Origin of the sequence: Collimonas arenae (genome assembly GCF_000786695.1) — a bacterium.
Classification (GTDB): domain Bacteria; phylum Pseudomonadota; class Gammaproteobacteria; order Burkholderiales; family Burkholderiaceae_D; genus Collimonas; species Collimonas arenae_A.
Genome location: NZ_CP009962.1, coordinates 4,792,758 through 4,814,297 on the forward strand (window position 1 = coordinate 4,792,758; position 21,540 = coordinate 4,814,297).

The following is a 21,540-nucleotide window of genomic DNA, read 5'->3' on the forward strand; positions in this document are numbered from 1 at the left end:
CCGAAATTTATCACCGCCTCTTGTTTTAATTTTCACAACTTAACAATCTTTGACATTACGTAACATTTATTAACACTTTGATTTCCGCAGGCCAATTATCTGTCTCATCAACACCACTAAAACTGCTACGCAGCAACTAATATTTCGGCCTCAAATTCCCCAAAAAGAAAATGCCAAATAACCGCGTAGAAATAATTATTACGTTCGAGCTATAAAAACCCAGCAATGAACAAGTCATCGCTGGGTTTTGTTTTAGGTTTCCGTACTGCTTATCCCATACGGCTTGCAATCAATTGCTGCTCAATGAAATTACCAGAGCTTGAAATCGACCCCGGCAGATACGCCCCAGGCGCTGCCGGTCGTACTGACGCCAACACCCCAGGTATTGTTGCCGCTGCGGTTTTTCGCGCGGAACTGCAACGCTAACGCGCCATAACCTTGGTAAGAACCAATGCCCACGCCAACCCGGCCTTCACCTGGCTCCAGCGCAGAAGTCACCGCGCCCGACATCGCCATGCTCATGGCGATGCCCGAGTAAGCAATCCGTTGCACATTCCCGATCTGGTTCTGTACGTTATTCAGCTGGGACACATTCACGGCATCTGTCGGGTTGATACCTGGCGCAACATTGGTGATACGACGCTCGCTGCCGGCTGAGCCGACCGATACTGTATTTGCCTGGTCGGCCACCGAGTAGGCGCCCAATGCAACCGAATTGTTCGCCGTCGCTTGCGCACCGGCTCCCATCGCCACGGCATCGTTACCCGAAGCCAGGGCGTTATTACCAATCGCCACGGTAGGATCGCCAGTCGCCCTGGCGTTATAGCCAATCGCGACCGAACCGGCTTGCGACGCCAGAGCCCGGAAACCTACAGCGGTCGTATTGGTGTCGGTGGCCTGTGCGTTCGAACCTATTGCCGTCGCGCCATCCTTGGTCGCCTGCGCGCACAGGCCGGTACCGGTAGCGTCCACGCCACTCACGCTGCTGCAGGTCGCTGCCGTCACGTTGTTGATTGCCGTGCCGGAAGTGCCGCGTGTCTGAACCGAGCCGTTGCTGTTGGCGCCGCCAATGGTCGTGCCGCCCAGCGTTCCCCCTGTCGCCGTCGCGTTCTTGGAAGCATCCACCAGCGAAGTAAGCGTCGTCGACAAGGACGTTGCGCCGTTCGTGATATTGCTCAATCCGCTCGAGAGCGAAGTCACCTGGCTCAAGCCGGTCGACAAAGAGGAAATGCCGCTCGAGGTCGATGAAGACAGAGACGTGACATTACCGTTGGTGATCGACAAGCCCGTCGACAAAGAATTGACGTTCGACGTGTTGCTCGACAGCCCCGTCGACAGCGAATTGATACTGCTGGTGTTGGTGGGCAAGCCGGTCGAGGTTGAAGTCGACAAGGAGTTGACGTTGCTATTGGTGTTGCTCAGACCAGTCGACAACGAATTGATGCCACTCTTCACCGTGCTCAATCCACTTGATACCGACGACGACAAAGACGACAACTGGCCGAAGTTAACCGCATCCGTTGTCTGCTTACCCGCTGCAACGTTAGTAAGAATGACTGGTGCAGTAGCGCCAGCGCCTCCTAACGTAACACTCGTGTGAGCAGGATTATCGTACTGAACTGAATTCGCAACTCCCGTTGACAACATTGCCACGTTGCTGTTCGTTGTGCTCAACCCAGTGGACAGCGAAACGACGCCCGTCGACAGCGAAGTCACATTGCTGTTGGTGGTGCTTACGCCGGTTGATAACGAACCGATATTGCTGTTCGTGGTACTCAAGCCAGTCGACAGCGAGGTCACTGTACTGTTGGTGGTGCTCAGCCCCGTCGACAGCGAACCGATATTGCTGGCATTGGTGCTGATGCCGGTCGAGGTCGAAGTCGACAGCGAAGTCACGTTGCTATTGGTCGTGCTCAGCCCGGTCGATAACGAACCGATATTGCTGGCGTTAGTGCTGATCCCGGTTGAGGTCGAAGTCGACAGCGAAGTCACGTTGCTGTTGGTCGTGCTCAAACCAGTCGACAACGAACCAATATTGCTGGCGTTAGTGCTGATCCCTGTTGATGTCGAAGTCGACAGCGACGTCACGTTGCTATTGGTGGTGCTCAAACCAGTCGACAGCGAACCGATATTGCTGGCGTTGGTGCTGATGCCGGTCGAAGTCGACGTCGACAGCGAGGTCACGTTGCTGTTGGTCGTGCTCAATCCGGTCGACAGCGAACCGATATTGCTGGCGTTGGTGCTGATGCCGGTCGAAGTCGATGTCGACAGCGATGTCACGTTACTGTTGGTGGTGCTCAGGCCGGTCGACAACGAACCGATGTTGCTGGCGCTGGTGCTGATCCCTGTGGAAGTTGACGTCGACAGCGAGGTCACGTTGCTATTGGTGGTACTCAAGCCAGTCGACAGCGAACCGATGTTGCTGGCGTTGGTGCTGATCCCTGTCGATGTCGAAGTCGACAACGAGGTCACATTGCTATTGGTGGTACTCAAGCCAGTCGACAAGGAAGTGATGCCCGTCGAAGCAGAAGTCGACAACGAAGTCACATTACTATTGGTCGTGCTCAGGCCAGTCGACAAGGAAGTCACGTTGCTATTGGTCGTGCTCAAACCAGTCGACAGTGATGTGATACCGGTCGATGCCGAAGTCGACAAGGAAGTGACATTGCTATTGGTCGTGCTCAAGCCAGTGGACAGCGAGCCGATATTGCTAGCGTTGGTGCTGATCCCTGTCGAGGCGGACGTCGACAGCGAGGTCACGTTGCTATTGGTCGTGCTCAGACCAGTCGACAACGAACCGATGTTGCTGGCGTTCGTGCTGATCCCTGTCGATGCTGAAGTCGACAACGATGTCACATTGCTATTGGTGGTGCTCAAACCAGTCGACAGCGAACCAATGTTACTGGCATTCGTGCTGATCCCTGTCGACGCCGAAGTCGACAACGACGTGACGTTGCTGTTGGTGGTGCTCAGGCCAGTCGACAACGAACCAATGTTGCTGGCGTTAGTGCTGATGCCGGTCGAAGTCGATGTCGACAGCGATGTCACGTTACTGTTGGTGGTGCTCAGGCCAGTCGACAGCGAGGTAATACCAGTCGAGATCGAGGTCGACAATGACGCCACATTACTATTTGTTGCGCTTAAGCCAGTCGACAGCGAAGTAATACCGGTCGAGGCAGAAGTCGACAACGACGTCACATTGCTATTGGTGGTGCTCAAACCAGTCGACAACGAACCGATATTGCTGGCGTTGGTGCTGATCCCTGTCGAGGCTGAAGTCGACAACGACGTTACGCTGCTGTTGGTCGTGCTCAAGCCAGTTGACAACGAGCCGATATTGCTGGCATTGGTGCTGATCCCTGTCGATGTTGAGGTCGACAGCGATGTCACGTTGCTATTGGTGGTGCTCAAGCCAGTCGACAGCGAACCGATGTTGCTGGCGTTGGTGCTGATACCGGTCGAGGTCGAGGTCGACAACGAGGTCACATTGCTATTGGTGGTACTCAAGCCAGTCGACAAGGAAGTGATGCCCGTCGAAGCTGACGTCGACAACGAAGTCACATTGCTATTAGTCGTGCTCAGGCCAGTCGACAGTGATGTGATACCGGTCGATGCCGAAGTCGACAAGGAAGTGACATTGCTATTGGTCGTGCTCAGGCCGGTCGACAACGAACCGATGTTGCTGGCATTGGTGCCGATGCCCGTTGAAGTTGAAGTCGACAACGAAGCCACATTGCTATTGGTCGTGCTCAGACCCGTCGACAACGAGCCAATATTGCTGGCGTTGATGCTGATCCCTGTCGAGGTCGAGGTCGACAACGAGGTAATACCGGTCGACAACGAGGTCACGTTGCTATTGGTCGTGCTCAAGCCCGTCGACAACGAACCAATATTGCTGGCGTTGGTGCTGATTCCGGTCGAGGTCGACGTCGACAATGAAGTCACATTGCTATTGGTCGTGCTCAGACCCGTCGACAACGAACCGATATTGCTGGCGTTGGTGCTGATGCCCGTTGAGGTCGATGTCGACAACGAGGCCACATTGCTATTGGTGGTGCTCAAGCCAGTGGACAAGGAACCGATATTGCTGGCGTTGGTGCTGATCCCTGTTGATGTCGAAGTCGACAGCGAAGTCACATTGCTATTGGTGGTGCTCAAGCCAGTGGACAGCGAACCGATGATGCTGGCGTTTGTGCTGATGCCAGTCGATGTTGATGTCGACAGCGAGGTCACGTTGCTATTGGTCGTGCTCAAGCCAGTCGACAACGAACCAATGTTGCTGGCGTTGGTGCTGATTCCGGTCGAGGTCGACGTCGACAATGAAGTCACATTGCTATTAGTCGTACTCACGCCAGTCGACAGCGAGGTGATACCGGTAGAAGTCGACGTCGACAGCGACGTCACATTGCTATTGGTGGCGCTCAAACCAGTCGACAACGAGGTGATACCAGTCGAGGTCGATGTCGACAGCGAGGTCACATTGCTGTTGGTCGTGCTCAAACCAGTCGACAGTGATGTGATACCGGTCGATGCCGAAGTCGACAAGGAAGTGACATTGCTATTGGTCGTGCTCAGGCCGGTCGACAACGAACCGATGTTGCTGGCGTTGGTGCTGATCCCGGTCGACGTCGAAGTCGACAGCGAGGTCACGTTGCTGTTGGTTGTGCTCAAACCAGTCGACAACGAACCGATGTTGCTGGCGTTGGTGCTGATCCCTGTCGATGCTGAAGTCGACAACGATGTTACATTGCTATTGGTGGTGCTCAAGCCAGTCGACAACGAACCGATGTTGCTGGCGTTGGTGCTGACCCCTGTCGATGCTGAAGCCGACAACGATGTTACATTGCTATTGGTGGTGCTCAAGCCAGTCGACAACGAACCGATGTTGCTGGCGTTGGTGCTGATACCAGTCGAGGTCGAAGTCGACAGCGAGGTCACGTTGCTGTTGGTCGTGCTCAGGCCGGTCGACAAGGAACCGATGTTGCTGGCGTTGGTGCTGATACCAGTCGAGGTCGAAGTCGACAGCGAGGTCACGTTGCTGTTGGTCGTGCTCAGGCCGGTCGACAAGGAACCGATGTTGCTGGCGTTGGTGCTGATCCCGGTCGACGTCGATGTCGACAGCGAGGTCACATTGCTGTTGGTCGTGCTCAGGCCGGTGGACAATGAACCGATGTTGCTGGCGTTGGTGCTGATGCCTGTCGAGGTCGAAGTCGACAACGACGACACATTGCTATAGGTGGTGCTCAAGCCAGTCGACAGCGAACCGATGTTGCTGGCGTTGGTGCTGATCCCTGTCGATGTCGAAGTCGACAACGAGGTCACATTGCTATTGGTGGTACTCAAGCCAGTCGACAGCGAACCGATGTTGCTGGCGTTGGTGCTGATCCCTGTCGATGTCGAAGTCGACAACGAGGTCACATTGCTATTGGTGGTACTCAAGCCAGTCGACAAGGAAGTGATGCCCGTCGAAGCAGAAGTCGACAACGAAGTCACATTACTATTGGTCGTGCTCAAACCAGTCGACAGTGATGTGATACCGGTCGATGCCGAAGTCGACAAGGAAGTGACATTGCTATTGGTCGTGCTCAAGCCAGTGGACAGCGAGCCGATATTGCTGGCGTTGGTGCTGATCCCTGTCGAGGCGGACGTCGACAGCGAGGTCACGTTGCTATTGGTCGCGCTCAAACCAGTCGACAGCGAAGTGATGCCGGTCGAAGCTGACGTCGACAACGAAGTCACATTGCTATTAGTCGTGCTCAGGCCAGTCGACAACGAAGCGATGCCGGTCGAAGCCGATATCGACAACGAAGTCACATTGCTATTAGTCGTGCTCACGCCAGTCGACAGCGAGGTGATACCGGTCGAAGTCGACGTCGACAGCGACGTCACATTGCTATTGGTGGCGCTCAAACCAGTCGACAACGAGGTGATACCAGTCGAGGTCGATGTCGACAGCGAGGTCACATTGCTGTTGGTCGTGCTCAAGCCGGTGGACAAGGAACCGATGTTGCTGGCGTTGGTGCTGATCCCGGTCGACGTCGAAGTCGACAGCGAGGTCACGTTGCTGTTGGTTGTGCTCAAACCAGTCGACAACGAACCAATATTGCTGGCGTTGGTGCTGATCCCCGTCGAGGTCGAAGTCGACAACGATGTCACATTGCTGTTGATGGTGCTCAGACCCGTCGACAGCGAACCAATGTTGCTGGCGTTGGTGCTGATGCCGGTCGAGGTCGAAGTCGACAGCGAGGTCACATTGCTATTGGTCGTGCTCAGGCCTGTGGACAGCGAACCAATGTTGCTGGCGTTGGTGCTGATCCCTGTTGATGTCGAAGTCGACAGCGAGGTCACGTTGCTATTGGTCGTGCTCAGACCAGTCGACAACGAACCAATGTTGCTGGCGTTGGTGCTGATCCCTGTCGATGCTGAAGTCGACAACGAGGTCACATTGCTATTGGTGGTGCTCAAACCAGTCGACAGCGAACCAATGTTGCTGGCGTTGGTGCTGATACCAGTCGATGTCGAGGTCGACAACGATGTCACATTGCTGTTGGTCGTGCTCAAGCCAGTTGACAACGAGCCGATATTGCTGGCATTGGTGCTGATCCCTGTCGATGTTGAGGTCGACAGCGATGTCACGTTGCTATTGGTGGTGCTCAAGCCAGTCGACAGCGAACCGATGTTGCTGGCGTTGGTGCTGATACCGGTCGAGGTCGAGGTCGACAACGAGGTCACATTGCTATTGGTGGTACTCAAGCCAGTCGACAAGGAAGTGATGCCCGTCGAAGCTGACGTCGACAACGAAGTCACATTGCTATTAGTCGTGCTCAGGCCAGTCGACAGTGATGTGATACCGGTCGATGCCGAAGTCGACAAGGAAGTGACATTGCTATTGGTCGTGCTCAGGCCGGTCGACAACGAACCAATGTCGCTGGCATTGGTGCTGATGCCCGTTGAAGTTGAAGTCGACAACGAAGCCACATTGCTATTGGTCGTGCTCAGACCCGTCGACAACGAGCCAATATTGCTGGCGTTGATGCTGATCCCTGTCGAGGTCGAGGTCGACAACGAGGTAATACCGGTCGACAACGAGGTCACGTTGCTATTGGTCGTGCTCAAGCCCGTCGACAGCGAAGTGATGCCTGTCGAGGCAGATGTCGACAACGACGTCACATTGCTGTTGGTCGTACTCAAGCCGGTCGACAACGAACCGATATTGCTGGCGTTGGTGCTGATGCCCGTTGAGGTCGATGTCGACAGCGAGGCCACATTGCTATTGGTGGTGCTCAGGCCAGTGGACAAGGAACCGATATTGCTGGCGTTGGCGCTGATCCCTGTCGATGTCGATGTCGACAACGAGGTCACGTTGCTATTGGTCGTGCTCAAGCCAGTCGACAACGAACCAATATTGCTGGCGTTGGTGCTGATTTCGGTCGAGGTCGACGTCGACAATGAAGTCACATTGCTGTTGGTCGTGCTCAAACCAGTCGACAGCGAGCCAATATTGCTGGCGTTGGTGCTGATCCCTGTCGAAGTTGAAGTCGAGAGCGACGTCACGTTGCTGTTCGTTGTGCTTAAACCAGTCGACAGCGAAGTGATGCCGGTCGAAGCTGACGTCGACAACGAAGTCACATTGCTATTAGTCGTGCTCAGGCCAGTCGACAGCGAAGTGATGCCTGTCGAAGCTGATGTCGACAAGGAAGTCACATTGCTGTTGGTCGTACTCAGGCCAGTAGACAACGAGGTGACCCCGGTCGAAGTTGAAGTCGAGAGCGACGTCACGTTGCTATTGGTCGTGCTCAAGCCGGTCGACAGCGAAGTGATGCCGGTCGAGGCCGAGGTCGACAACGAAGTCACATTGCTATTAGTCGTGCTCACGCCAGTCGACAGCGAGGTGATACCGGTAGAAGTCGACGTCGACAGCGACGTCACATTGCTATTGGTGGCGCTCAAACCAGTCGACAACGAGGTGATACCAGTCGAGGTCGATGTCGACAGCGAGGTCACGTTGCTGTTGGTCGTGCTCAAGCCGGTGGACAAGGAACCGATATTGCTGACGTTGGTGCTGATGCCGGTCGATGCCGAAGTCGACAACGATGTCACGTTGCTATTGGTCGTGTTCAAACCAGTCGACAGCGAGCCAATATTGCTGGCGTTGGCGCTGATCCCTGTTGATGTCGAAGTCGACAACGACGTGACGTTGCTGTTGGTGGTGCTCAGGCCAGTGGACAGCGAGCCAATGTTGCTGGCGTTTGTGCTGATGCCGGTTGATGTCGACGTCGACAACGAAGCCACGTTGCTATTGGTGGTGCTCAAGCCAGTGGACAACGAACCAATGTTGCTGGCGTTGGTACTGATCCCTGTCGAGGCTGAAGTCGACAGCGACGTCACATTGCTATTGGTCGTGCTCAGGCCAGTCGACAGCGAGGTGATACCGGTCGACGCCGAAGTCGACAAGGAAGTCACGTTGCTATTGGTCGTGCTCAAACCAGTCGACAGTGATGTGATACCGGTCGATGCCGAAGTCGACAAGGAAGTGACATTGCTATTGGTCGTGCTCAAGCCGGTGGACAGCGAACCGATGTTGCTGGCGTTGGTGTTGATGCCGATCGAGGTTGAAGTCGACAGCGAAGTCACGTTGCTGTTGGTGGTGCTCAAGCCAGTGGACAACGAACCAATATTGCTGGCGTTCGTGCTGATACCGGTCGATGTTGACGTCGACAGCGAGGTCACATTGCTGTTGGTCGTGCTCAAGCCAGTGGACAACGAACCGATGTTGCTGGCGTTCGTGCTGATGCCCGTCGAGGTCGACGTCGACAACGAAGTCACGTTGCTGTTTGTCGTGCTCAGGCCAGTCGACAACGAACCGATGTTGCTGGCGTTGGTACTGATGCCGGTCGAGGTCGAAGTCGACAGCGAAGTCACATTGCTGTTGGTGGTGCTCAGGCCGGTCGACAACGAACCGATGTTGCTGGCGTTGGTACTGATGCCGGTCGATGTTGACGTCGACAGCGAGGTCACATTGCTGTTGGTCGTGCTCAAGCCAGTGGACAACGAACCGATGTTGCTGGCGTTCGTGCTGATGCCCGTCGAGGTCGACATCGACAACGAAGTCACGTTGCTGTTTGTCGTGCTCAGGCCAGTCGACAACGAACCAATATTGCTGGCGTTGGTGCTGATGCCGGTCGATGCCGAAGTCGACAGCGAGGTCACATTGCTGTTGGTCGTGCTCAAGCCAGTCGACAACGAACCAATGTTGCTGGCGTTGGTGCTGATCCCTGTCGATGCTGAAGTCGACAACGATGTCACATTGCTGTTGGTCGTGCTCAAGCCAGTGGACAACGAACCGATGTTGCTGGCGTTGGTACTGATCCCTGTCGAGGCTGAAGTCGACAGCGACGTCACATTGCTATTGGTCGTGCTCAGGCCAGTCGATAGCGAAGTCACATTACTATTGACCGAGCTCAACCCTGTTGACAACGAAGTGATTCCCGTCGATGCAGAAGTCGACAACGACGTCACGTTGCTATTGGTCGTGCTCAGGCCAGTCGACAGCGAAGTCACATTGCTGTTGGTCGTGCTCAGGCCCGTTGACAACGAAGTGATACTAGTCGAAGCCGATGTCGACAGCGACGTCACGTTGCTGTTGGTGATGCTCAAGCCAGTCGACAGTGAAGTGATGCCGGTCGACGCCGATGTAGACAACGAAGTCACATTGCTATTAATCGTGCTCACGCCAGTCGACAGCGAGGTGATACCGGTCGAAGTCGACGTCGACAGCGACGTCACATTGCTATTGGTGGCGCTCAAACCAGTCGACAACGAGGTGATACCAGTCGAAGTCGAGGTCGACAAGGAAGTCACATTGCTGTTGGTCGTGCTCAAGCCAGTGGACAACGAACCGATATTGCTGGCGTTGGTGCTGATGCCAGTCGAGATCGAGGTCGACAATGACGCCACATTACTATTTGTTGCGCTTAAACCAGTCGACAGCGAAGTAATACCGGTCGAGGCAGAAGTCGACAACGACGTCACATTGCTATTGGTCGTGCTCAGGCCGGTCGACAACGAAGTGATACCAGTCGAGGCCGAGGTCGATAACGAAGTCATGTTGCTATTGGTCGTACTCAATCCAGTCGATAGCGAAGTGATGCCGGTCGACGCTGATGTCGACAGCGAACCGATTCTGCTGGCGTTGGTGCTAATCCCTGTTGATGTCGAAGTCGACAGCGAGGTCACGTTGCTGTTCGTGGTGCTCAGGCCAGTCGACAACGAAGTGATGCCGGTCGAGGCTGATGTCGACAACGACGTCACGTTGCTGTTGGTCGTACTCAAGCCGGTCGACAGCGAGGTGATGCCGGTCGAGGCTGATGTCGACAACGACGTCACGTTGCTGTTGGTCGTACTCAAGCCGGTCGACAGCGAGGTGATGCCGGTCGAGGCCGACGTCGACAAGGACGTCACGTTGCTGTTGGCCGTGCTCAAGCCAGTGGACAACGAGCCAATGTTGCTGGCGTTCGTGCTGATGCCAGTCGATGTCGAGGTCGACAGCGAAGTCACATTGCTGTTCGTGGTGCTCAGGCCGGTCGACAACGAAGTGATACCGGTCGAGGCCGAGGTCGACAATGACGCCACATTACTATTTGTTGCGCTCAAGCCAGTCGACAACGAGGTAATACCGGTCGATGCCGAAGTCGACAAGGAAGTCACATTGCTATTAGTCGTGCTCAGACCAGTCGACAGCGATGTGATGCCGGTCGAAGCCGAGGTCGACAAGGAAGTCACATTGCTATTAGTCGTGCTCAGGCCAGTCGACAATGAGCCGATGTTGCTGGCGTTGGTGCTAATCCCGGTCGAAGTTGAAGTAGAGAGCGACGTCACGTTGCTGTTCGTTGTGCTTAAACCAGTCGACAGCGAAGTAATGCTGGTCGAGGCAGAAGTCGACAACGACGTCACATTGCTATTGGTCGTGCTCAGGCCGGTCGACAACGAAGTGATACCAGTCGAGGCCGAGGTCGATAGCGAAGTGATGCCGGTCGACGCTGATGTCGACAGCGAACCGATTCTGCTGGCGTTGGTGCTAATCCCTGTTGATGTCGAAGTCGACAGCGATGTCACGTTGCTGTTCGCGGTGCTCAGGCCAGTCGACAGCGAAGTGATACCGGTCGAGGCCGACGTCGACAAGGACGTCACGTTGCTGTTGGTCGTGCTCAGACCGGTTGACAACGAAGTGATGCCGGTCGAGGTTGATGTCGACAACGAAGTCACGTTGCTATTGGTCGTGCTCAGGCCCGCCGACAGCGAAGTGATACCGGTCGACGCTGAGGTCGACAACGAAGTCACGTTGCTATTGGTCGTGCTTAGGCCAGTCGACAGCGATGTGATACCGGTCGAGGTCGAGGTCGACAAGGACGTCACGTTGCTATTGGTGGTACTCAAGCCAGTGGACAACGAAGTGATGCCAGTCGAGGCCGAGGTAGATAACGAAGTCACATTGCTATTGGTCGTGCTCAGGCCAGTTGACAACGAAGTGATACCGGTCGAGGCAGATGTAGACAAGGACGTCGCATTGCTGTTGGTCGTACTCAAACCGGTCGACAGCGAAGTGATACCGGTCGAGGCCGACGTCGACAAGGACGTCACGTTGCTATTGGTCGTGCTCAAGCCTGTCGAGAGCGAACCAATGTTGCTGGCATTCGTACTGATACCGGTCGAAGTCAAAGTCGACAAACTAGTAAGGTAAAACCTAGTGTTGTTAATATAGTTGACGCACGTAGAAGAGCCGTTATACAAGCTTCCCCCACTGCCTGCAGTACACACAGCTTCTGGCAGGGTCTGTGCAGATGCATTCTCTGGCGCAAACATAAATAACTGCGCAACGGCAGCGGCCGTTGCCAATACCGCAACCGCCGCCGAATTGCTACGCTTGCCGCGAGCAGCGGTATTTTCAGAGACAGCAACCCAGGTACCAAGGGTTTCGCTATATACGGTGCGGTAAATTTTATTCATGAATGGCTCTAAGCAAAAGTCACTGCGGCTTGCTGCACCAGATCAGACTGATCGAACAAGCGAGATCACATGGAAATGGGGACACTGAAAATGAAGCACTACTAAAGACTGCTAAATGGATGGCCGGCAGGTGTCATTTAGCCTCCGGCACGATGGCGCGAACCTGCCGCAACTATTTCGACGCTTGTAAGCGAGATTTTGAAAAAACTTATTTTGTGAAATTCATGCATCTCTTTACCCTGGAATTTGTTGCTTCCACGACCACAAAAAATTCAACCTCATCACATCAGAAAGCGGAGGCTCAGACAGCCTGGCTGCTTGATTCAGAGACTGATCGAAAATTTGACGCTCAGATAACTTGTAAGACAGGCGGAATTTGGTGCCGCTTTTCGCGCTTTACTCAAAGTAACAATATTGGACTTTAAGTAACATTTGTTGATGCCTTAAATTCTTTTTACAGACCAATTTGCTGCTTAAGTACTACCGAATCCACACCAGCACTGCCTTGAATTTATTTTGGCGTTTTGCTGAAGTGGAGATATTCCGGGTCACGAGGCATTCGCTGAATCCGAATCGTCTCGACAGTTCGCCAACATTCCAATTTGAACATCAATAAATGTCCAAACTCATGATTTCTGGGAAGTGCCAAATGTTAATTTCAATTAATATTTATGTCATCTAAATAAGTTCCCCAAAGTCGCCAATAAACAACAAATTTATTCATATATGACTATTGAAAAAAATGAGAAAGATGGGTTATCGCACTTAGAATTGATCGTATTTTTTTCTAAAAAAATCTATAAGTCATTATTTATAATGATAAATTTTAGTTATATGAAATTAAAATATCTAAAACAAATAATTTCCACAAGGAAAGCTTCTCAGCAAAAAATAGTTGACTGATTTGAAAATTAAACATGCTATGAGGAAATAAAAAGGTCGCTTATTTCTTTTTGGAAATGATAAATATGTTTCCTGGAGGGAATTAATCGAAATTGGGCAGTTTATTACCATGGATGTAACAAACGATGCTGCAACACGATCGATAGCACCTGACAGATGGCGTATCGTCTAGCTTGAACTTCAACCGCGTGCCGTAAAGATCCATCATTGTCTGGATATTGGTGCGGCCATTTATCGGTGGCAGGCTGCAGTTGAGACAGCGACGAGCTGATGAAAGAAGGCCTTGGCCACGCGATATTCCAGCGCTGCCAAAGGAAGGGGAAATGTTACGTTGATTGATAACTCGACAACTGCGAATGAGTCTGGCGCGGACAATAAAAAACCCGCAATAACGTCGTCATTGCGGGTTTCAGCTCGGTCAAGATGTTTTATCGGTTGTTGTCCTGTTCATCCCGCTCGGCTTTTTCAGCTTCTGCTTCCGCCTGGCGCCTTGCTATTTCCTCCTGATAAAGGGCCAGCAATGCCGCGCGTGTTTGCGGGGTCTCCAAACTGATGCGGCCAATCGCGCCCGTACGGTAATCTTGCAGCAGAGTGTGGGCGGCTTTCTCCAGATCTAGGTCGCCGCCTTTGAGGCGGAAACCACGACGCAGCGCCACGCCTTCGATAACGCTGACGCCGTCGATACCTTCGGTCTTGATGCCATAACGCGCTGTCAGCAACGGCGCATAGCGCAGCAATAATTCATCGGCCAAGAATGTCGCAACCTCTTCCTCGATCAACGCGTTGCTGCCGATGGCGTGGCTGGCCGCCAGCATCAGGCCGTCGCTCGGATGAGCGATCTTGGGCCACAACATACCGGGAGTATCGATCAGGACCATATTGTTGCCCAGGTACAGGCGCTGCTGCACCTTGGTTACTGCCGGTTCGTCGCCGACGGCTGCCACGCGCCGCTTCAGCAGTGCATTCATCAAGGTCGACTTGCCGACGTTGGGAATGCCCATGATCATCATGCGCAAGGGCTTCAGCGGCGTGCCGCGGTGCGGCGCCAGCGCCAGGCACAAACCCGGGATCTTGGCGACATCCGACGGCTTCTTGCAGCTCAGTGCCACGGCATGCACGTCTTTTTGGGCGTTGTAAAAATTAATCCAGGCCTGAGTAGCGACAGGATCGGCGAGATCGCTCTTGTTGAGGATTTTCAGGCAAGGGCGCTGGCGAAACACGCGCAGCTGTTCGATCATGGGATTGCAACTGGCTTGCGGCAAGCGACCGTCCAGCACTTCGATCACGAGATCGACCTTCTCCATAGCTTCCGCCGCCTTCTTGCGGGCGGCGTTCATATGACCTGGGAACCATTGTATGGACATGCGTTGTCTTGTCTGGCTAAAATAAACCGCTATTGTACGGACTTATTCTGCTTCTACCTCAACCCGGAGTCGCTTGCGTTGTATGAAGCGACGGCACAGATCGCCTTTTTACGAGGCCGACCACCGGCTACATTACCCAAAGGCAATTCGCTTGCCGGCCCATTACTCCAGTTCGGCCAGCACTTTCATGTGTGCGACCACGCTACGCCCCAGAGCGGAAAGGTCGTAGCCACCCTCCAGGCAGCTGACAATCCGGCCTTGTGCGTGCTCTGCCGCGACCGCCATTATTTGTCGCGTAAGCCAAGTGTAGTCAGCTTCGACCAAACCCATCTGCGCCATGTCATCTTCTTTGTGCGCGTCGAAACCGGCGGATACAAAAATCATTTGCGGCCGGTGCGCCACCAGGGCTGGCAGCCAGTGCTCGGTCGCCAGCTGCCGCACTGCCTTCCCGTCGCTATAAGCGGGTAAGGGAATGTTGACCGCATTACTGCCGGTCGCCTCGGCGCCGCAGTACGGATAAAACGGGTGCTGGAAGAAACTCACCATCAGCACCCGCGGATCCTGCGCAAAAATCTCTTCGGTGCCATTGCCGTGGTGGACATCGAAATCAACGATGGCGACCCGTTCCAACCCGTGCACCTCCATCGCATGGCGAGCGGCCAGGGCGACGTTGTTGAACAGGCAAAATCCCATTGATACGGTGGATGTGGCGTGATGCCCCGGCGGGCGGACTGAACAGAAAGCGTTGTCGATCTCTCCCGCAATGACAGCGTCGGTGGCGGCCAGTGCCGCGCCGGCTGCGCGCAAGGCTGCTTGCCAGCTATGCGCATTGACCGCGGTGTCCGGATCAAGCTGAAAGGTAACTGCCGTACCGGCCAGGGCCTGGCTATGCTGCCGCACCCGCGCGATCATCGCCGCGCTATGCACCCTCACCAGGTCGCTTTCCTGCGCCAGCGGCGCACTGCGATGATCCAGCAACTGGTCGATACGACTGGTGATCAGCTGGTCTTCAATCGCCTGCAGTCTTGATGGCGATTCCGGATGGCCGACACCCATGTCGTGCAGCTTGCAATCGGGATGCGTATAGAAAGCAGTAGTCAATTGATCTCGCCAAAAGTCATGCTGGATATAGTGCTAGTGTACACGGGGGTGCAACCTTGGTTTGGGTTGTGCGAAATGACGCGGACTGCATTTCTGCACTCCGGATCAAGCTTAATAATATTTTCTCAAAGAAACTAGGTTAACTCAGGGGAAGTTTGTATGATTCTCTCTCCGGAATCGCACCCTTATCAAACAAATCCATGTTCGCAAAAATCCACTCAGTAGCGCAGCAGGTCAGTCAGATCGTCGTCGGCAAGGACCATCAGATCCGCCAGGCATTGGTATGTCTGCTGGCTGGCGGACATTTATTGATCGAGGACGTGCCAGGCGTCGGCAAGACCACGCTGGCGCATGCGCTGGCGATTTCCCTGGGCTTGCGCTTCAATCGCCTGCAATTTACCAGCGATCTGCTGCCGGCGGATGTAGTCGGAATTTCCGTTTTCGACCGTGAAAAAAGCGGCTTTGTGTTTCATCCGGGGCCGGTATTCACTCAGGTGCTACTAGCCGACGAAATCAACCGGGCCACACCTAAAACCCAATCGGCATTGCTGGAGGCGATGGAAGAGCGCCAGGTCACCGCGGAAGGCGTAACACGCGACTTGCCGGAACCGTTCTTCGTCATCGCCACCCAGAACCCGGCGCACCAGGTCGGCACTTTCGCGTTGCCGGAATCGCAACTGGATCGCTTCCTGATGTGTCTGTCGCTAGGCTATCCGGATGCCGCCGCCGAACGGGCGCTACTCATGGGTGAAGACCGCCGCACCTTGCTCAAAGCGATTGTCCCGGTGATGCAAGCCGCTGAGCTGATCGAAGCCAGGCAGGCGCTGAAACTGATCCATACGTCCAGTGCACTGATCGATTATGTCCAGGCACTGGCTCATGCCTCGCGCCAGACTGGCCTGTTTGCCGAAGGCATGAGCCCGCGCGCCGCCATCGCGCTGTTGCAGGCGGCTCGTGCCTGGGCCGCGATGGAGGGACGCAATCACGTCATTCCAGAAGATGTCCAGGCCGTGCTGGTGCCGGTGACTGCGCATCGCCTGCGTCCGCTCAAAGCCCATACCGGCAGTGCCTTGGGCGTGCGCGACCTGGTATTGCAACTGATGAAGTCGGTTGCGGTTTAACAGCAGAGCGCTCGCGTTGCCATGCTGACGTCCCTGCGCAAGCAATTCCGCCACTGGCTGGACCAGTCCTTGTTCCAGCTGCGCGATGCCGAACCGGGCGAAGTGCTGCTCACCCAGCGCCGCGTATTCATCGTACCAAGCCGGCCGGGCCTGGCTTTTGCCTTCATGCTGGTGCTGCTGTTTTTGTGCTCCATCAACTACAACCTGAGTCTCGGCTTTGGCCTGACCTTCCTGCTGGCGGCATGCGCAGTCATCGACATGCATCTGACCTTCCGCAACCTGGCCTATCTGCAACTGGCGGCAGGAAAGGCTGCAGCTGTTTTTGCGGGCGAAGATGCGCTGTTCGAACTCCATCTTAGCAATCGCCGCAAGCATGCGCGCTACGCCATCTGGCTCGGCTTCATCGGCCGTGGCTTGCCGGCCATCGAACGGCCGATGGATGTGCCGGCGCATGGCGTCAGCCATCTGACGCTGGCGGTGACCACCAGCCATCGCGGCTGGCAGCCGGCACCAAGAATACGTTTGCAAACCCGTTTTCCGCTTGGCCTGCTGCGCGCCTGGAGTTACTGGCAGCCGGACAGCAAGGCGCTGGTTTACCCGCAGCCTGAAGCGTCGATATCGACACCACCGTTGCCGCTGGCGCCAATCGAGAAAAGCGATGGCAATGGCGTCGCCGGCCACCAGGATTTTGCCGGCATCCGCTCTTACCAGAGCGGCGACTCGCCCAAGCATCTGGCCTGGCGTCAGATCGCCAGGCTGGATACCGACATCGATCCTAAGCTGATCACCAAGCAATTCGAAGGCGGTGCGGTCAGCGACTTGTCGATTGACTATGCAGCGCTGCCATATGGGATGACGGTTGAAGATAAACTCTCGCGCATGACGCGCTGGATACTGGAAGCTGAAGCGCGCCAGCTGCCGTATGCCTTCCGCCTCGGCGATCATTTCTACGCCGCCGCGCTGGGACCGGCACACCAGCGCGCCTGCCTGCGCGCGCTGGCTTTGTATGAGGGCAGGACATGAAGCCAGCGCCCACCGCCGCCACCCTGCACCAGCTCAGGACCGAGCTGGAAAGCAAGCCGCTATTCCGCATTTCCAGTACCTATATGAAGACGCTGCCGCGCGACAAGAGCGATACCCTGCTGCTGCTCGGCGCTTGCAGCATGGTGTTGCTGCCGCATTTCCTGCATTTGTCCTGGTGGATTTCGTTACTCTGTGGCGGCCTGTTGTTATGGCGTGCCTGGATCACCTTGCGCGGCCAACGGTTGCCGCCGATGTGGCTATTGCTGCCGCTGGCGGCGCTAGTCATGGGTGCAGTCCGTCTGGATTACGGTACCTGGTTCGGGCGTGATGCAGGGGTCGCCATGCTGACGCTGCTCCTGACTTTCAAGCTCTTGGAAATGCGTGCCCGCCGCGATCTGTTCGTGACGCTGTTGCTGAGCTTCTTTCTGCTGCTCACTACCTTCTTCTATTCGCAATCGATTTTGTCGCTAATCTGGATGATCGCTACGCTGGCGCTGCTGCTGACTGCGCAGTTATCGTTCCAGTACACCGGCGCCGTACCGCCGCTCAGACAACGGCTGCGGCTGGGGGGCGTGATACTCGCCATGGCGTTGCCGCTGACGTTGGTCCTGTTCCTGGTGTTTCCACGGATTCAGGGACCGCTGTGGGGATTGCCCGGCGATGCCCACGGCGGCCGCACGGGCTTGTCCGACAGCATGACGCCGGGAAATATCTCGCAACTGGCTTTATCCGACGATATCGCTTTCCGCGTCAAATTTGCCGAAGCGGCGCCCGCGCCCGCTAAACGCTACTGGCGTGGCGTGGTCTTGAATGATTTCGATGGCCGCACCTGGACCCAGGGAAGGTTCAGCCGCGCTGCGATCGACACGACTGAACACATGCAGCAAGTCTCCATGCCCGCCGCGTCCAACCCAAGTGGCTTATTAGCGCACCAGCAAATCACACTGGAACCGAATGGCCAGCGCTGGCTGTTTGCGCTGGAAACGCCGCAACTGGCGCCGCTCCTCGATGGCGCCCAGACACGACTGACAGCGGATCACCAGATTCGCGCCGAACGGATCATCAATGAACGCGTGCGATACGATGTCGTATCCAACCTCGGCCCGGTACCTGCGACAGAATTCACGACGAATGAGCAACAGCGGTCGCTGGCGCTGCCGCCCGGCTTCAATCCCAGGACCCAGGAATTTGCCGCGAGCTTGCGCAAAAAATGGCCGGATGACGCGGCGCTGGTGAACTCGGTCCTGAACTTCTTCCACCGCGAAAATTTCAGCTACACCTTGGAACCACCTTTGCTGGGCAAGAATAGCGTTGACGACTTCCTGTTTTCCAGCCGCGCCGGTTTTTGCGAACACTATGCAAGCTCCTTCGTGGTGCTGATGCGCGCCGCCGGAATTCCGGCGCGCGTAGTGACCGGTTACCAGGGTGGTGAAATCAATCCGGTCGACGACATGATGACCGTCCGCCAATCCGATGCCCACGCCTGGGCCGAGGTCTGGCTGCCGCCGCGCGGCTGGGTCAGGGCCGATCCTACCGCGGCGGTAGCGCCGAACCGGATCGAAACCCAGCTCAGCAATGTGTTACCCCGCTCTTTCTTTGGCGGTCTGCTCGATGCAGCTCCCGGTCAGAGCAATTGGTGGTCGGCCCTGAGCGGTGGCGTCGCTCTGTTGCGCGCCAATTGGGAGGCGCTGGGCAATGGCTGGAACCAGTGGGTGCTCAATTACACGCCGGCCAGGCAAATGGGCTTCATGCATTGGCTGGGCTTGGACGAAATGGACTGGCGCACCCTAAGCATCCTGATGCTCGCCATCATCACAGTGGCCGTCGCCAGTGTGACGCTGCCTTTGCTGCTGGCGCGCAGCAAGAGCAAGCCGCTCGATACGGTATACTCCGCGCTGTGCGCCCAGATGGCGAGGCGTGGCCTGTCGCGGAACAAGCATGAAGGTCCAACGACTTATGGTCGCCGTCTGTGCGCCAGCGATTCGCCGTTGTCGCCTGCCGCCAAAATAGCGGTACAGCGCTTTATGGCATTGTACGAAAACCTGCAATATGGCGCCGAATCAAGCGCGGCACATGGAACTGACCACAAGCCACCGGCGCCTTTAATTGCTCAACTAAAATTACTGCTCTCTCAATGTCGATGAAATCAACTCTCCGCGCCCTTACTGCCGCCCAGCTGTGCGTCTTGGCAGTGGCGGTCGCCGCCAGTCCCAACCTGTTGGCGCAGCAAAGCACCGCTGTCAAGACCACCGCAGCCAAAGCTAGCGTACGCAAGGCCATGAACAATGCCGACGACGGCGAGTTCGCCAATTTCGCCGAATGGAAAGAGGTTTCCGCCTTCATCGACCAGATGGTCGAGAAACATGGTTTCGATCGTGCTGAACTGGTCACCATGTTTAACAAGGTGCGTTACGTCGACAGCGCGATCCAGTTGATGAAGCCGGCGCCGGCCAGCAAGCCGAAAAACTGGGCAGCCTACCGCGCACGCTTTGTCGAACCGGTGCGTATCCAGGCTGGCGTGGAGTTCTGGAATACTTATGCCGACGCCTTACGCCGCGCCGAAGCGCAATACGGCGTGCCGGCTGAAATTATCGTCGGCATTATCGGCGTAGAAACGGTGTATGGCCGCAACGTCGGCAGTTTCAGAGTGATGGATGCCATTACCACGCTAGCATTCGACTACCCGAACACACCGACACGTGAAGCGCGCATGGCTTTTTTCCGCGGCGAACTGGAAAGCACGCTGCTGTATGCCAAGGAATCGGGGATCGATCCGTTTACCCTGCTAGGTTCATATGCCGGCGCAATCGGCTGGCCGCAGTTCATGCCGAGCAGCATCCGGCAATACGGCGTGGATTTTGATGGCAAGGGTGTGATCGATCTGCGCAATTCTCCGATCGATGCGATTGGCAGCGTAGCCCATTATCTGGCCGAGCATGGTTGGAAAACCGGTATGCCGATCGTGTTTCCGGTAACTTTGTCGACGGACACCAGTGCGGAGAACCGCTGGCAGGCATTTATCGGCCGAGGCCTGGAAGCGAAGTATTCGGTGGATGAACTGACGGCGGCCGGCGTGGTGCCGGGCGTAGTCCTGCCGAACGACATGCGGTTCGGCCTGATCGACCTGCAGAATGGCCAAAATCCCGCCGAGTATTGGATCGGCACCGATAATTTCTACGCCATCACGCAATACAATCGCAGTTTCTTTTACGCGATGTCGGTGGTCGACCTCGGACGTGCGGTCAGAGTAGCCCGCGAGCAGTAATAACGGACTAGCGGCGCTGACAACCGCAAGCCGTCAGGGATTGCTGACTGCCAGTTCGACTTCCACGGTCTGGTCATTGGCTGTCAGCCAGATCTGCGCGTCCTGGATAGTGCATTGAAGCTGCATGTTGCGCTGAGCGAAGCGGGTCAGCGCCTCGCTGCTGGCGGCGGCGATATTGATGACAGTCAGGTTGCGCGCGCGCGCCACCTTGCTGGCAATCTGACTCCACCAGATATGGCTGGTGCTGCTATAGCTGTACACGATCACCTGCGCTGCACGGCCGCACGCTTTGAGGATGCGTTTTTCATCCGGCTGCCCGACTTCAATCCAGAGATCGATAGCGCCGGTCAGGTCCTTGGCCCATAAATCCGGTTCTTCCGCATCCGATAAGCCTTTGCCGAATACCAGGGCGGGGGATGCGTGGAGAGCAAATGCCAGCAGGCGCACCATCATGCGCTCATCGGTTTCCGACGGATGACGGGCCAAAGTCAACGCGTGTTCCTGATAATAATGACGGTCCATATCTGCAATTTGCAGATCGGCTTTGAAAATAGTTGCTTTAAGGGCCATAACGCCTATTGTTATATAAAGATGAATCAAACCCGGCGTGTTGCAGTCACGGGATCGGAAGAATAACCCGATTTCCCGGTACGGAAAACAAAATGACCACCGGTACGGCTCCACTGGCAGGGCTTGATGCTGCGGCACTCGTCCCTATATTTGTTTAAATTTTTTTGCAAACGTTATTACATAATCA

Annotated in this window: 8 protein-coding genes and 1 pseudogene; 4 read left to right on the forward strand and 5 right to left on the reverse strand. The window is 55.5% G+C overall.

Annotated features, from left to right (window positions below; genetic code table 11):
* Window positions 1-309: 309 nt before the first annotated feature.
* The 4 genes and pseudogenes from LT85_RS26800 to LT85_RS21170 form a co-directional block, all read right to left on the reverse strand.
* Window positions 310-9,099 (reverse strand): ESPR-type extended signal peptide-containing protein, encoded by an 8,790-nt coding sequence (locus LT85_RS26800; protein ID WP_437177302.1) that lies wholly within the window; start codon window positions 9,097-9,099, stop codon window positions 310-312.
* 2,775 nt (window positions 9,100-11,874) lie between these two features.
* Window positions 11,875-12,006: pseudogene (locus LT85_RS27715) on the reverse strand (ESPR domain-containing protein); the annotation flags it as partial.
* A 1,331-nt stretch (window positions 12,007-13,337) separates the two neighbouring features.
* Window positions 13,338-14,273, reverse strand: coding sequence for a ribosome biogenesis GTPase YlqF (gene ylqF / locus LT85_RS21165; protein ID WP_081992615.1), 936 nt, complete (start codon window positions 14,271-14,273; stop codon window positions 13,338-13,340).
* A 162-nt stretch (window positions 14,274-14,435) separates the two neighbouring features.
* Window positions 14,436-15,374, reverse strand: coding sequence for a histone deacetylase family protein (locus LT85_RS21170; protein ID WP_038492915.1), 939 nt, complete (start codon window positions 15,372-15,374; stop codon window positions 14,436-14,438).
* 200 nt (window positions 15,375-15,574) lie between these two features.
* On the opposite strand from LT85_RS21170, the gene LT85_RS21175 reads away from it, so the two are divergent.
* From LT85_RS21175 to mltB, 4 genes are read left to right on the forward strand one after another with little or no spacing between them, the layout of a single operon-like run.
* Window positions 15,575-16,495 (forward strand): AAA family ATPase, encoded by a 921-nt coding sequence (locus tag LT85_RS21175; RefSeq protein ID WP_038492917.1) that lies wholly within the window; start codon window positions 15,575-15,577, stop codon window positions 16,493-16,495.
* A gap of 21 nt (window positions 16,496-16,516) precedes the next feature.
* Complete coding sequence (locus tag LT85_RS21180; RefSeq protein ID WP_038492920.1) at window positions 16,517-17,518, forward strand: DUF58 domain-containing protein; 1,002 nt, start codon at window positions 16,517-16,519, stop codon at window positions 17,516-17,518.
* Complete coding sequence (locus LT85_RS21185; RefSeq protein ID WP_081992617.1) at window positions 17,515-19,662, forward strand: transglutaminase TgpA family protein; 2,148 nt, start codon at window positions 17,515-17,517, stop codon at window positions 19,660-19,662. The genes LT85_RS21180 and LT85_RS21185 overlap by 4 nt, the downstream gene beginning before the upstream one ends.
* Window positions 19,653-20,783: a lytic murein transglycosylase B gene (mltB, locus tag LT85_RS21190; RefSeq protein ID WP_038492923.1), complete on the forward strand. Its 1,131-nt coding sequence runs from the start codon at window positions 19,653-19,655 to the stop codon at window positions 20,781-20,783. Before LT85_RS21185 ends, mltB begins: the two co-directional genes overlap by 10 nt.
* 33 nt (window positions 20,784-20,816) lie before the next feature.
* Here mltB and LT85_RS21195 read toward each other — a convergent pair whose 3' ends face one another.
* The gene (locus LT85_RS21195) at window positions 20,817-21,353 is read right to left on the reverse strand and encodes a YaeQ family protein (protein ID WP_038492926.1); all 537 of its coding nucleotides are present in this window, start codon (window positions 21,351-21,353) and stop codon (window positions 20,817-20,819) included.
* Window positions 21,354-21,540 lie beyond the last annotated feature (187 nt).